The following is a 13093-nucleotide window of genomic DNA, read 5'->3' as shown; positions in this document are numbered from 1 at the left end:
CTGAAAATCGCGGGGACGCCGTTAATTTTAACGCGCCTGCGTCCGGGCGATTTCATCGCGCGCCATAACCGTCAGTGGGTTCTGGAGCTGGCTGCGATGAAAAATAAATGCCTCCCGCGTTAGTTCGCAAGGAGGCATGTCATTCGAAAGGCCGGGCACGCATCCGCGTAGCCCGGCCGAAATCTTATATGCGGCTGCGAATGCCGAGCTTAGACACCAGCGCGCGATAGCGGTTGATGTCCTTCGCGGCCAGGTAGTTCAGCAATCGGCGGCGACGTCCAACCTGCACCAAAAGTCCGCGGCGCGAGTGGTTGTCGTGCTTGTGAATCTTCAAATGCTCGGTCAGCGTGCTGATCGAAGCGGAGAGAAGGGCGATCTGCACTTCCGGCGAACCCGTATCGCCCTCGTGCGTCTTGTTTGTGTCGATGACGACATCTTTTTGTTCTTTGAGCAAAGCCATTCTAGCGTGCCTGAGGCCTCCTAAGCAAAATTAAAACCTGTGTGATATTCGCCCTAGTATACTTCTTTAAGGAAGTATTGTCAAGCATAATCACTCCTTCTCGGTAATTCGTTTGTCTGAATGCTGCTTCGCCGCTCGCTGCGCGGCGTCCGCGAGCGAAGAATCCGGCAGATCCTGCCAGTATCGGTAGAGGTGTACGACACTGACAATCGTCAGCGCCGTCAGCGGCGCGGCGAACAAAACGCCCACCACCCCGGCCAGCTCCAGGCCGGCGAATAGGACAAAGAGGACCAGGACGGCGTGCAGTCCCAGCGCCTCCCCCACGAGTTTCGGATACAGAATTTTCGATCCCACCTCGTTGATGATCACGAAGTAAACCAGGATCACGCAGACCGCCGCGACGGGGTTGTGCAAATGCGTGGGACTGGCCGCCGCCGCCAGCACGGCGGGAATGGCGCCCAGATACGGTCCGAAGACCGGAATGAGCGCCGCGCCCGTCACCAGCAGGCCGATGAGCAGCCACAGATGCAGCCCCAGGGCCAGACAGCCGACCGCCGCCAGCGCGCCCACCACCAGGGCGATGAGCAATTGGCCGCGAACGAAGCTGCCCAGGATACGATTGACATCGTCTTCCCAGAGATCCACTCGAGTTCGCAAGTCCTCGGGCAGCATCGCATTAAATCCCGACCGCATTCCCGAACCAAAGATCAGGTAGTACACCGCGATCAGCAGCACGATGATCGACTCGCCGAGCGCGCCGAACACATGCCCCAGCGCTGGGAGCGCCTCGCGGCCCGCCCGCGCCCCCAGCGCCTTGATCTCCGACGGAGGATGCGCGATGGCGCCCGTGAGGCTGAACTTCACGCCAGCCGCGCTTAGCTTCTCATCCACGCCGGAGGCGAGTCTGAGCAGATGCTCGTGATACCGAGGGCCGTTCTCGTGCAGAACGCGCATCTCGGTCACCAGATGCCCCTCCAGCGACCAGCAGCCGAAGCCGAAGAGCAGCAGGATCGAGCAGACCACCACGGCGACGCTCATTTCCCGGCTGGGGACCCGCTTGGAGCGGCCGACGCCGGTACGGCGCAGCCACTCCACCATGGGGTCGAGCGCGTAAGCAAGCAGCGCTCCCAGCGAGAAGATCAGCAGTGTATGCGTGATATGTCCCAAAAGCCAGATCACGATGCCGATCAGCAGAATCAGCGTCAGCGCGGAGCTGGTCGTCACAAGCAGGCGCAGCCATTTATCCATCGCGAAATTACCGCCTATCGCCTACCCATTAGAGATGATGGTCGTGGACGCAAATTTCACGTCCGATCCCAGAGTGCCCGTCACGGAGACGATTGTGTTGGTGTTCACGGCGGTCGGCGTTACCCGAATCCATACGGAGGTCGATCCTTGTGGGATCGTCACCGTCGTGCCTGGAGGGATCATTCCCGTGTCCGTGCTCGACAGCGCGATGGTAACGCCGCCAGGCCCCGCCGGCCCGTAAAGCGCGATGCCGATCGCCGCCTTCGATCCGCTGTTTATCGTGGAGGCGTTGAACCCAATCGTTTGGAATCCGGCCTGCACCGCGATATCCGTGGTTACGGAAGCTCCTCCGTACGTTCCCGTGAGCGTCACCGGCGTCGTGCTGTTGACGGGATGAGAACTGAAGGTCGCCGATCCGGATTTCGCGCCGGCGGCGATCGTGATCGACCCAGCGGAAACGCCCGGAGAGTTGCTGTCCACTGCTACCGTCACGCCGCCGGCGGGAGCCGGAGTTTTCAGCGTCGCCGTCACCTTAAAGGGCAATCCGGCCGTCACGTAAGCAGGCGCCGTCAGGCTCAGCAGCGCGGGATGGAGCACCGTGTAATTCGCCGATTTACTGAATGTACCCAGAGTGGCGGTCGCGGAGATTGTCGTGTCGGTATTCACGGCGCTCGGAACCACGCGGAACCACGCCACGGTGGATCCTTGCGGGATCGTCACCGTCGTGCCCGGAGGGACCATTCCCGTGTCCGTGCTCGACAACGATACTGTAATGCCGCCCGGGCCGGCGGGACCGTAAAGCGCGATGCCGACCGCCGCCGCGACGCCGCCATTTCCGGAAGGAGCATTGAAACCAAAGATCCGGAATATCGCTTGAACCGTAACATTATCCGTCTGCGTGGCGCCGCCGGCGGTCGCCGACAGGGTCACCGGTGTGTCGTTGTTCACGGGATGGGTGGTCAGATCCACCGTACCGGTGCTGGATCCAGGCGCAAACGTGATCGCTCCGTCGTCAATCGCCGGGGAGTTGCTGGAAACCTTAAGCGAATAACCACCGGCCGGCGCGGGGGAGGAAATCGTCGCCGTCACCGTCAGCGGAAGCCCGCCGCCGATGTTTGCGCTCGATGTCAGGCTTTGCACCGCCGGGTCGTAACTGACGTTGATCGTGACGGTTGCGGAAGCGCTGGTGTAGACCCCATTATTGACCGTGAATGTAAAGCTGTCCGAACCGTAGTAGTCCGCGCTGGGCGTATAAGTCAGGTTGGGAGCGGTTCCCGTCAGCACGCCGTGCGCCGGCGTGGTCGCCGAGAACGTCAGGCTTTGTGCGGGAGTATTGGGATCCACGCCTTGCAGCACGACCGAAACCGGGGCGTTTTCCGTCGTGGTCACGGTTTGCGCGGTGGCGGTCGGCGTCAAAAACTCATATGCGCCGACATCGGAAGTGCCATGCCGCGCCACATTATCGCGATCGACGGAAGGAACGGTGACGCCGGAGGCGATAACAGTCCCCACCGGATCGCCGGTCTCGATCAAGGGCGAGGTGCGTTGCTCACGCAAATTGTCGAGCGTCGGGTCGGATTCCGCAGCATCGTCGAAGTTCGGGACGCTGGAGAAGTTGTTCTGAGATCCCGCATAGCCCGCCTGGTTGATATCGCTGTAGCTCGCGGTAAACCCGGGGCTGAGGGTCGAAACTTCCTTGGGCGCGCTGTCGCTATAAAGGACGCAGTTCGTCAGTGTCGCCGCGCCGTTATACTCGCTTACCACGCCCGGCAAAGAGGAGCCGCTCGGCGCTGGGATCAAACCCACGAAGTTGGGCGCGACATATCCGGAAGAGTTGTTTTTGACAAAAGTACAGTTAACGACGCTCACTTTCGGACTGGCCGCCGTATATCCGGCGACGTCGATTGCGCCGCCGTCATAGCTGGCTGTGTTCTTGTCGAAGACGCAGTTAATGACCGAGACGTTTTGATTGAGTCCGGTGTTGTTGACGATACACTCAATCGCACCGCCAAACCCGGAGTTTGTCGTTAAGTCGCCCGTGGAGTTTCCAATAAAGGAGCACTGGGAAATGATCGCTCCCGAGGCGGCGTTGTTTGAGATGACGGCAATGGCGCCGCCTTCCGCCGGAGCATAGTTGCCTACAAAAATACATTGCTGAATGGTGATCGTACTATCTTCGATCGTGATCGCGCCGCCAAGATCGTGGAAACTGTTCTTGATCGTAAAGCCGCGCAGCGTCGTCTGGCTCGTCTGGTGACCAGAGACCGTCATCGTCTGAATTTGGTTGTTTTCGGCGCCGCCGCTATTGTCGAGGGTCGTTACGGCCGCGCCGCCGGTCGATTCGATGGTGAGATTTTTGCTTCCGAGGTTCAGATCCGTGTTGCCGAATCCGGAATACGCGCCTGGCAGTACTTCAATCGAGTCTCCGGAGGCAGCCGCATCGATGGCGTCCTGAATTCTCGAATACTGTGTCGGCACGGTGAGAGTCGTGGCGCGCGCTGCGGGAGCCAGGGCCGCTAGAGCGACCGTAGTCAGGGCGAGGGAAGATTTCCAGAATCGCTTCTGGAGTCTGTGTCCTGGCGGAACATTGTAAGTGTGGATAGACGTCATCGAAACTCCATTCCATTGGGTAGGACGATCGCCCGCAGGTGTGTTGTGGGAAAATTGGTGAGTATTCGCTCAGTAGCAAGCAAAGTCACGGTTGCACTGTATCATAAACCAAAACGCCTGTCAATGGGTTTGGGTTAAGCTTGAGAGAGAAGGGCTTCCGCGTCTTCGACATCGCGAGCAATTTGCGCGGTGAGATCGTCCAGCGACGCAAATTTCTGCTCGTCGCGCAGCTTTTGGCGGAACTCCAGATCGACGCGCTGTCCATAGAGATCGTCCTGGAAGCCGTTCATCAAATAAGCTTCGATCTTACGGCGGCCATCGGAGTCGGTGGTGGGGTTCGAGCCGACGCTGACGGCGGCGCGCGCCTGGCGTCCGCCTTCGAGGTAAGCGATCCCGGCGTAGATCCCGTTCGCGGGGGCGATTTGCTCGGCCTCCACGGGCGCCAGGTTCGCCGTGGGATAGCCGATCGTCCGTCCCAGTTTCTTGCCTTCGACCACGACGCCAGAATAAACGAAGGGATGCCCCATAAGATCGGCGGCGGCGACGACATCGCCCACGGCGAGCGCTTCGCGCACCAGCGTGCTGCTGATACGCGCCCCTTGGTAGAGTACCGGCGGCACGATCGTCACGGCGAAACCACGCTCCGCTCCCTCGGAAAGAAGCGTGCTGATGGTTCCAGCCCGGTTGCGGCCGTAATGGAAATCCGCGCCGACCAGGATATGACGCGCGCCAAGCGCGCCGATCAGAATATCCTCAACAAAGCGCAACGGGGAAAGGGACGCGAACTCGCGCGTGAAGGGCGCGATCAGGACGGCTTCGATCTCGCCGTACTTTCGAATCAACCCGACTCGCTGATCGAGCGTCGAAATCAAGCCCGGGGCGCTGTGCGGCGCAAGAAGCTGCGAGGGGTGAATGTCGAACGTAAGAATCGTCGGCGTGGCCTGAAGAGATCGGGCCTCGCGGGCCGTCTGGTGAAAAATCTCCTGATGCCCGCGATGGACTCCGTCGAAGACTCCAATCGCGACCACGGTATTGGACAGGGGAAGATCCTGCGAATCGAGCCCTTGGATAACCTTCATGAGTGTTCCGTGGAAAAGACCTTAAACGGGCGCAGCGAGCCGGCGTCGGCAAGCGCCAGGGCGACGAGTTGTTGGTTCGCATCGACCACGCGCACGATCGGCGCGTCGGCGAGACCGGTCGGGACGGCGCGGCCGTGCAGGATATCCGCCCGGCGCGCATCGTCCACGGCTTGCAGCGGGAAGCCGTGCAGCGCCTCCGCAGGCGGCTTCATCAGTGACAGCACATTTTCGGGATTGATTGTCTCAAGAGGCGCGGCGGCGTCCACATGGAAGCCGCCGACGGCGGTTCGGCGCAGGCTCGCCATATGCCCCCCTACCCCCAGCGCCTTGCCGAGATCCGCGCAAAGCGTCCGGATATACGTTCCCTTGCCGCACTCGACATCCAGGACAGCGGTCGCGTTCGGTCCGGGCGTAAACTCCCTCAGAGTCAATGTATCGATCCGGATCGTTCGCGCTTCGCGCTCCACGGTGATCCCCGCGCGCGCCAGTTCGTAAAGCCGCTTGCCCTCATGGTGCACGGCGCTCACCATCGGCGGCGTCTGCGAAATCTCCCCGGTAAACGAGGGAAGCAGGCGCTCCAGATCCTCGCGCGTGATGTGGGAAGCGTCCGCCTGCGTCAAGACCTGGCCGGAGGCGTCTTCGGTGTCAGTCTCCGAACCGAGCTGAAGCACGGCGCGATACGCCTTGCCTTCGTCCGCGAGATACTCCGCGATCCGTGTCGCCGCTCCGACGCAGACCAGGAGCACGCCCGTGGCGTCCGGATCCAGCGTGCCGGCGTGCCCAACCTGCTTGACGCGAGTCACGCGCCGTATTCGATAGACCACATCGTGCGAGGTCATTCCCGCCGGTTTGTCGACATTCAGTACGCCCAGCATCCGGGGATCGTTTTGAAAACCATTCGCCATTAGCTGACCGCCGGAAGCACGGCCAGGATGGCGTCGATCACCAGCTTCTCCGCCTCCGCCAGCGGACGCGCGACGCTGCAGCCCGCCGCCATCTTGTGGCCGCCGCCGCCGAACTGCGCCGCGATCTCGGCGACATTAACGGTATCGCGTGAACGAAGCGAGATCCGCACGGAGCCGCCGGGCATTTCGCGGAAGAACACGCCGACCTCGGCGTCCCGCACGCCGCGCACATAGTTGACGATGCCTTCGGTATCTTCGTCCGTGGCGCCCAGCGCCACGAAATCCTCCAGAGACGCATGCGCCCAGATCACCCGGCCATTCGCCGTGGATGTCAGCGTCGAAAGCGTCGCGCCGAGCATCTTGGTGGCCGCGAAGCTGCGGTTCTCAAAGACGTTTTCGGAGATATACGCCGGCGGCGCGCCGTGCTCCAGCAGGGACGCCGCGACATGGAAGGTGTTGGGAGTGACGTTCTGAAACCGGAACGACCCCGTGTCCGTGATCACGCCGGTGAAGAGGCAGGTGGCGATCGCTTTGTCGATCGGCAGCCCCATCGCCAGGACCAGGGCGTAGACGATCTCGGAGGTGGACGCCGCCTTGGAGTTCAGGACACGGATATCGCCGAAGCTGTTCGCCGTAACGTGGTGATCGATATCGATCGTTTTGCGCGCGCGCTCGACGACCGGCAGGACGCTCGCCCCCACCCTCGACAGGTCTCCGCTGTCCAGAACGATCGCCAGATCGAACTCCGCCTCATCGGACCCGCGCTGCACTAGCTCGGCTCCCGGCAGGAATTTGTACATCTCGGGAACGCCGTCGGCGGAGAGAAGGGTGATTTTCTTTTGCAGCGGCGTCAGAGCCAGCGCCAGTCCGATCATGGAGCCAAGCGCGTCGCCGTCCGGATTGACATGACAGGCGAACACCAGGGTGTTCGCCTGCCGAATCGCCTCCGCCGCCAGCGGCACGGTGAGCGAAAGATCGGGAATGCTGTCCTGGCTCATGCGCCGGCCTGTTCCTTGTCTTCGGCGCCCGAAGAGACTTGCCCGTCTTCGGTCTCCGCCGCGTCGTCCGCCGGCATGGCGGCGGCGCGCTCGGCGTCCTCGCGTTTGATCCGCTCCAGCATCTCGAACATCTTGCCGCCGCGCTCCAGCGCGTCGTCATACCGGAACGAGATCTCCGGAACATTGATCACGGTCTTGCGGCGGCCCAGCTCGCCGCGCAGATGCCCCGTCGCGCCCTTGAGGGCGGCGAGTTCTTCCTTGCGCGCCTGCTCGTCGCCGAGAACGCTGAAAAAGACCGTGGCGTGCTTGAGGTCGGCCGTCACCTCCACTTCGGTGATGGAGAGAAGCCCTTTGGCGAAGCGCGGGTCCCGAAGGTCGCGCCGAATAATATCGGAAATTTCCGCGCGCAGTGTTTCCTGCAGGCGCTGTTTTCTAGTCGCTGGCATGTTGTTAAATTCCATTCAGGAGACGCGTGCGGCGCCGCAAAGCGCGCTACAGCATCTCCATCTCATAATGTCCCAGCTCCGCGCGCGGATCGCGCTCCAGGTGGTCGATCACTTTGTCGAGCACTTCGTTCGCGAACCGGCTGTCGGTGGTCACCAGCGCGATCCCAATGGTCGCGCGGCGCCAAATATCGTGATCCGCAACTTCCGATGCGGAGACGTTGAAATCGTTACGCAGATGCGCCAGTATGCTTTTCAGCACCTGGCGCTTATCTTTCAGCGACTCTGCGCCGTCAATCTGCAGTTCCGCCGTGAGGACGCCGATGACCATGGTCATAAGGTTGCGGCCGCACGTTGCGGCCGCCGTCGGTCCGGGGGCGAATCGCCCCCAGACCATTTAGAGCGTGCGCTCGATGCGCTTCAACTCGTAGCACTCGATCCGGTCGCCCTCGACGGGATCGTAACCGGGAACGAGGATACCGCACTCGTAGCCCTGAGCCACTTCGCGCGCATCGTCCTTTTCACGCTTGAGCGTGTCGATCTTGCCCTCGGCGACGAGCTTGCCGCCGCGCTTGACGCGGACATTGGCGTTGCGGACGACCTTGCCCTCAAGGATGTAGCTGCCCGCGATCGAGCCGCCGGAACGCGGCAGCCGGAACACGGCGCGCACTTCGGCGACGCCCAGCGCGCTTTCCTCGTAGATCGGATCGAGCAGGTTCGCCATCGCCTTCTTGACGTCGTCGAACAGGTCGTAGATGATCCGGTATTCGCGAATCTCGACATGCTCGGCTTCCGCCATCTTCACGGCGCCCGGTTCGGGACGAACGTTGAATGCGAGGACCAGCGCCTGCGAGGCCGCCGCCAGCTGGATATCGGAGTCGCCGACGGAGCCGACGCCGCTGCTGATGAACTTGACCTTTACTTCCGGATGGTCGATCTTCTCCAGCGACTGCCGGATGGCCTCCACCGATCCCTGGACATCGCCCTTGACGATCAAGTTCAGAGTCTTGGTGGTGCCCGCCTTGAAGTGACGCTGCATATCCTCCAGCGTCATCACACGGCGCGAGCCCATTTGGTCTTCTTTAATATCCGAAGCGCGCTCTTCCGCGATCTGGCGAGCGGCCTTCTCGTTCTTGGCGACTTCGAAGCGGTCTCCGGCGTTGGGAACGCCGTTCAATCCCAGGATGACGACGGGGAACGCCGGCGGCGCGTCCTTGACGCGCTGGCCCATGTCGTCCACCATCGCTTTGATGCGGCCGAACGTGGTTCCCGCGACCACGGAGTCGCCCATCTTGACGGTTCCCTGGTCCACGAGGATCGTCGTGACGACGCCGCGTCCCTTATCGATCTCCGCTTCAATGACCCAGCCGGTCGCCGGAGCGCTCGGATCGGCCTTGGGCTCGATCTCCGCGTCGGTGACAAGGATGATCTTCTCCAGAAGGTCGTCCAGGCCCAGGCCCTCTTTCGCCGACAGCTCCACCGTCTGCACGTCGCCGCCGTAAGCTTCCGGCATGACGTCGTATTCGGTCAGCTGCGTCAGAACGCGGGTTGGATTGGCGCCGTCTTTATCGATCTTGTTGACCGCGACGATCATCGGAACGCCGGCGGCTTTGATGTGATTGATGGCTTCGATCGTCTGCGGCATAATGCCGTCGTCCGCCGCAACCACCAGGACCGCGATATCGGTGACCTGGGCGCCGCGAGCGCGCATCGCCGAGAAGGCTTCGTGGCCGGGAGTGTCCAGAAACGTGATCTTGCGCATCGTCCCGGCGTTCGTCGGATCCTCAACGGAGACCTGATACGCGCCAATGTGCTGCGTGATGCCGCCATGCTCGGTATCGACAACGCGCGCCTTGCGGATCGCGTCCAGCAGGGTCGTCTTGCCGTGGTCGACATGTCCCATGATGGTCACGACGGGCGGGCGGGAGACGGGGCCGGCGGGCTTCTGGCGGGGCTTCGCGGCCACCACGGCGACCTTCGGCGCGGCGGGGGGAGCCGCCGGAGCGGCGTCGGCCTGCGGCGCGGCGACGCCGGTTGTCGCAGGCGCGGCCGGAGCTTGCGGCGCGGCGGCGGGCGCCGACTGCGGCGAAACGATGTTCACCGGTACGCCGTAGCTCTTCGCCAGACGCGTGACGACTTCGGGACTGAGCTTCTGGTTCAGCGACGCGAGGACGCCAAGGCCCATCAGTTTCTTTTGAATCGTTGGAGCCGGAATGGAAATCAGGTCGGCGAAATCCTTGAGCGAAACAACGCTCGGGATATCCACGACTTTACCGGAATTGGCGGCGGGGCTTTCCGAGGCGGAAGCTGCCGGGGCCGGAGCGGGCTTCGCCGCGCCATTGCCGTTGCCGTTGCTGGAAGAAGGCGCGGACGCGCCATTGGTCGCTCCATTCGCTCGGTCGGCGACGCGCTTGCGTACGCCTTCGGCGGCGGAGTCGTTTATCGTGCTTGAAGCCGTTTTTGTTGGTTCGCCCAGTTCTTTCAGGACATCCAACAGTTCGTTACTCGTCAGCTTCAGTTCTTTTGCTAGATCGTAAATACGCACACCAGACATAAGGTCAATTCACCTCTCGTTGCAGCTCTTTTTATTTTAAATCATCACGCATTCACTCCTGCAGAATGAGCGTTTGCGGCCGCCGCCTTGAGGTCGGCGGCCAGGTTCTCGGATACAGCCTTCACATTCAGCGAGCGCTCGAAGCGCTTCTGCTTGATGGCTTTGTCGATGCATTCGTCCGACGCGCAAACATACGCGCCCCGCCCGTTCGCTTTGCCGGATCCGTCGAAACGGACGACGCCTTCGTCGCCAGGCTCGCGCACAATGCGGAGCAGCGTCCGCTTGGCGGACGTTTCACGGCAGACGACACAGGTTCTGAGCGGGACGTGGCGCTGTTTCATGTCGGTTCTCGGTTGGTCTCCGCCTCCCAGGATTGGGAGGTCGGAGAACGCGGTCTTAATCCTCGTCGTCGAACGCCTTCAGCATGTCGGCGGTGATGACCACTTCTTCATCATACTCCACCACATTTTCGTCTTCTTGATCCGCGGGCGCGGTCGCCACGGACTTCGCGGCGGCGGGAGACAGGCGCTGGGCCTCGGCCTGTCGCTCTTCTTCCGCCACTTCCTCGGCGGCCTTGGCGAAGACCGCTTTCGCTTCCTGCGACTCGGACCGGATGTCGATTCTCCAGCCCGTCAAACGCGCGGCAAGCCGAACGTTCTGGCCGGATTTGCCGATCGCCAGCGACAGCATGTTGTCGGGGACGAGGACGAAGCAGGACTTCTTTTCCTCATTGACCTTGACGTTCACACTCTTCGCGGGAGACAAGCTTTCCGCCACGAACTGCGACACGTTGGCGCTCCAGCGCACGATGTCGATCTTTTCATCGTAGAGTTCGGAGACAACCGCCTGGACGCGGGCGCCCCGATGGCCGACGCACGCGCCGACCGGATCGATCTTGTCGTCCTCGCACGCCACGGCGATCTTGGAGCGCGCGCCGGCTTCCCGGGCCACGCTCTTGATCTGCACGGATCCGTCCGCGATTTCCGGCACTTCCAGTTCGAACAGCCGGCGAATCAGGCTTGGATGAGACCGTGAAACGATCACCTGAGGCCCGCGCGACGACCGGCGGACTTCCAGCAAGTATACCTTGATACGGTCGCTAAAGCGATACGGCTCGCCTGGGACCTGCTCCTGCTGGGGAAGCAGCGCCTCCAGCTTGCCAATGTTGATATAAACGTTGCCGCCTTCGTGACGCTGCACGATGCCCGTCGCGACCTCGCCGATCTTCGCGTTGAATTCGTCGAAGACCTTCTCACGCTCGGTCTCGCGGAACTCCTGCATCATCACCTGGCGCGCCGTCTGCGCCGCGATCCGCCCGAAGTTCTCCGGCGTGACTTCCACCGCGATCATGTCGCCGTATTCGGCGTTCGGGTTGATCTTGCGGGCCGTCTCCAGCGACATCTCCGCATGCTCGTTACCGACAGGCTCGACGACCAGCTTTTCGCACGAGAACTTAAACGAGTTCTTCGTCGTGTCGATATGAACGTTCACATCGCCGGGGATGCCGTAGTGCTTTTTGTACGCCTTGCCCAGCGCGACCTCAAGGGTCTTCAGCAGGGTGGCGAAGGGAATTTCCTTTTCCTTCTCGATTTGCCGCAGGGCTTCAATAAAATCGCCGTTCATAAGCCTCCCACCATCTTCCGAACTATCCCACGGCGCTTTGCGGGCGCGCCGCTAAATTCTGGGTTTGTCCCTAACAAGACGAAAGAGCGGGCTGACGCCCGCTCTTTCAGAAGTGAATAATCTGAAACTCTGCTTCTATTATAGCATATTCAGAGGCTCTCACGCAAGATGCAGGCTACTTCCCCTTCTCAAACGTCAGCGCCGCGGAATTCATGCAATAGCGCAAATGCGTCGGCGCGGGGCCGTCGTCGAAGACATGTCCGAGATGCGCTCCGCAGCGCGGACAGATGACCTCAGTGCGGTCCATCATCAGCGAATGGTCCGCGACTTCCCGGACGTGCGTCTTATCGATCGGCGCCCAGAAACTCGGCCACCCCGTCCCCGATTCAAACTTTGTATCCGAGCTGAACAGCGTCAGCCCGCAGTCTACACACTTATAAATCCCGCGCTCATGGTTATTCCAATACTTTCCGGAGAACGGCGCTTCCGTTCCCGCATGGCGCGTCACGTCATACTGCTCCGGGGTCAGGACCTTCTTCCATTCCGCGTCGGTCTTCGTGTACTTGGGATCGAACCCCTTGGCCGAAACCGCCGCCGGCTTCGGCGCACGCTTGACGGCGGCTAGTCCCGCGACCGCGAAAAGGGCCGCCGCCGCAACGATGATCCCAGCGGTTTTATTACTGCTCATGATGACTGCGTCTCCTTGCCAATTCCGTTCACAAATATGGCTGTTCCTACGTCATATAACAAGGGAGACGCGTCAAAAGTTCACTGTTTGGAGACGGCGGCGTTAAAAACGCCGTTCCGGGATATGAATGCTCGCCGTTTCGCCGATGGCAAACGGGCTGTCGGCGATATCCGATCCAACGATGTCCCCGCTGTTTCCCTCCGGCGTGAGCAAGTCCTCAAAATCCTCCGGAACCGGCCGCCGTCCGGGCGCGCCGCGCAATCCATTGCGCGCGTCGATTTCCGCTTCCGCGAGGGTTTCCGTCTGCGCCGCGACGGCGGAGCCGAACTGCTTGTCCGCCGGGTCCAATTCGGACGACGGCTTGTGCTTGTCATACGATTCGCCGTGCTGAACTTCTTGCGTGGTGGCCATGGTTTGTTCCTCGTATTGATTTCTGATGAAATTGTTCCCGCATGCCTGGCTCGGCAAACCTCATTTGGCTTGAC

General features: G+C 61.5%; 13 protein-coding genes. All 13 read right to left on the bottom strand.

Annotation, left to right across the window (positions count from 1 at the left end):
- Positions 1-184 precede the first annotated feature (184 nt).
- The gene (rpsO, locus tag D5261_RS21815) at positions 185-460 is read right to left on the bottom strand and encodes a 30S ribosomal protein S15 (protein ID WP_119322047.1); all 276 of its coding nucleotides are present in this window, start codon (positions 458-460) and stop codon (positions 185-187) included.
- 90 nt (positions 461-550) lie between these two features.
- A complete protein-coding gene (locus D5261_RS21810; protein ID WP_119322048.1) occupies positions 551-1708 on the bottom strand; it encodes an AI-2E family transporter in 1158 nt (385 codons plus the stop codon).
- A gap of 21 nt (positions 1709-1729) precedes the next feature.
- Positions 1730-4318 (bottom strand): beta strand repeat-containing protein, encoded by a 2589-nt coding sequence (locus D5261_RS21805; RefSeq protein ID WP_119322049.1) that lies wholly within the window; start codon positions 4316-4318, stop codon positions 1730-1732.
- Positions 4319-4452: 134 nt separating this feature from the next.
- Positions 4453-5397 (bottom strand): bifunctional riboflavin kinase/FAD synthetase, encoded by a 945-nt coding sequence (locus D5261_RS21800; RefSeq protein ID WP_119322050.1) that lies wholly within the window; start codon positions 5395-5397, stop codon positions 4453-4455.
- Positions 5394-6302, bottom strand: coding sequence for a tRNA pseudouridine(55) synthase TruB (gene truB, locus D5261_RS21795; protein WP_119322051.1), 909 nt, complete (start codon positions 6300-6302; stop codon positions 5394-5396). Before truB ends, D5261_RS21800 begins: the two co-directional genes overlap by 4 nt.
- Entirely contained in the window at positions 6302-7300 is a 999-nt protein-coding gene (locus D5261_RS21790) for a DHH family phosphoesterase (protein WP_119322052.1), read from the bottom strand. Before D5261_RS21790 ends, truB begins: the two co-directional genes overlap by 1 nt.
- Complete coding sequence (rbfA, locus tag D5261_RS21785; RefSeq protein ID WP_119322053.1) at positions 7297-7746, bottom strand: 30S ribosome-binding factor RbfA; 450 nt, start codon at positions 7744-7746, stop codon at positions 7297-7299. Before rbfA ends, D5261_RS21790 begins: the two co-directional genes overlap by 4 nt.
- Before the next feature lie 46 nt (positions 7747-7792).
- The gene (locus D5261_RS21780; protein WP_218025625.1) at positions 7793-8080 is read right to left on the bottom strand and encodes a DUF503 domain-containing protein; all 288 of its coding nucleotides are present in this window, start codon (positions 8078-8080) and stop codon (positions 7793-7795) included.
- A gap of 60 nt (positions 8081-8140) precedes the next feature.
- Positions 8141-10297, bottom strand: coding sequence for a translation initiation factor IF-2 (gene infB, locus D5261_RS21775; RefSeq protein ID WP_119322054.1), 2157 nt, complete (start codon positions 10295-10297; stop codon positions 8141-8143).
- Between the two features lie 44 nt (positions 10298-10341).
- Complete coding sequence (gene rnpM, locus D5261_RS21770) at positions 10342-10638, bottom strand: RNase P modulator RnpM (protein WP_119322055.1); 297 nt, start codon at positions 10636-10638, stop codon at positions 10342-10344.
- A 55-nt stretch (positions 10639-10693) separates the two neighbouring features.
- Positions 10694-11920, bottom strand: coding sequence for a transcription termination factor NusA (gene nusA / locus D5261_RS21765; RefSeq protein WP_119322056.1), 1227 nt, complete (start codon positions 11918-11920; stop codon positions 10694-10696).
- Positions 11921-12095: 175 nt separating this feature from the next.
- Positions 12096-12608: a peptide-methionine (R)-S-oxide reductase MsrB gene (msrB, locus tag D5261_RS21760; protein WP_119322057.1), complete on the bottom strand. Its 513-nt coding sequence runs from the start codon at positions 12606-12608 to the stop codon at positions 12096-12098.
- Positions 12609-12710: 102 nt separating this feature from the next.
- On the bottom strand, positions 12711-13019 hold the full coding sequence (locus D5261_RS21755; RefSeq protein WP_119322058.1) for a hypothetical protein: 309 nt from the start codon (positions 13017-13019) through the stop codon (positions 12711-12713).
- Positions 13020-13093 lie beyond the last annotated feature (74 nt).

Origin of the sequence: Capsulimonas corticalis (assembly GCF_003574315.2) — a bacterium.
GTDB lineage: Bacteria > Armatimonadota > Armatimonadia > Armatimonadales > Capsulimonadaceae > Capsulimonas > Capsulimonas corticalis.
Note: the sequence above shows the minus strand (reverse complement) of the source record. Positions and strands in the feature narration are given on the sequence as shown.

Bases quoted from the DNA above. Each gene is read 5' to 3' on its own strand.
- rpsO (WP_119322047.1), bottom strand. From the start codon at position 460: ATGGCTTTGCTCAAAGAACAAAAAGATGTCGTCATCGACACAAACAAG.
- D5261_RS21810 (WP_119322048.1), bottom strand. From the start codon at position 1,708: ATGGATAAATGGCTGCGCCTGCTTGTGACGACCAGCTCCGCGCTGACG.
- D5261_RS21805 (WP_119322049.1), bottom strand. From the start codon at position 4,318: ATGACGTCTATCCACACTTACAATGTTCCGCCAGGACACAGACTCCAG.
- D5261_RS21800 (WP_119322050.1), bottom strand. From the start codon at position 5,397: ATGAAGGTTATCCAAGGGCTCGATTCGCAGGATCTTCCCCTGTCCAAT.
- truB (WP_119322051.1), bottom strand. From the start codon at position 6,302: ATGGCGAATGGTTTTCAAAACGATCCCCGGATGCTGGGCGTACTGAAT.
- D5261_RS21790 (WP_119322052.1), bottom strand. From the start codon at position 7,300: ATGAGCCAGGACAGCATTCCCGATCTTTCGCTCACCGTGCCGCTGGCG.
- rbfA (WP_119322053.1), bottom strand. From the start codon at position 7,746: ATGCCAGCGACTAGAAAACAGCGCCTGCAGGAAACACTGCGCGCGGAA.
- D5261_RS21780 (WP_218025625.1), bottom strand. From the start codon at position 8,080: ATGACCATGGTCATCGGCGTCCTCACGGCGGAACTGCAGATTGACGGC.
- infB (WP_119322054.1), bottom strand. From the start codon at position 10,297: ATGTCTGGTGTGCGTATTTACGATCTAGCAAAAGAACTGAAGCTGACG.
- rnpM (WP_119322055.1), bottom strand. From the start codon at position 10,638: ATGAAACAGCGCCACGTCCCGCTCAGAACCTGTGTCGTCTGCCGTGAA.
- nusA (WP_119322056.1), bottom strand. From the start codon at position 11,920: ATGAACGGCGATTTTATTGAAGCCCTGCGGCAAATCGAGAAGGAAAAG.
- msrB (WP_119322057.1), bottom strand. From the start codon at position 12,608: ATGAGCAGTAATAAAACCGCTGGGATCATCGTTGCGGCGGCGGCCCTT.
- D5261_RS21755 (WP_119322058.1), bottom strand. From the start codon at position 13,019: ATGGCCACCACGCAAGAAGTTCAGCACGGCGAATCGTATGACAAGCAC.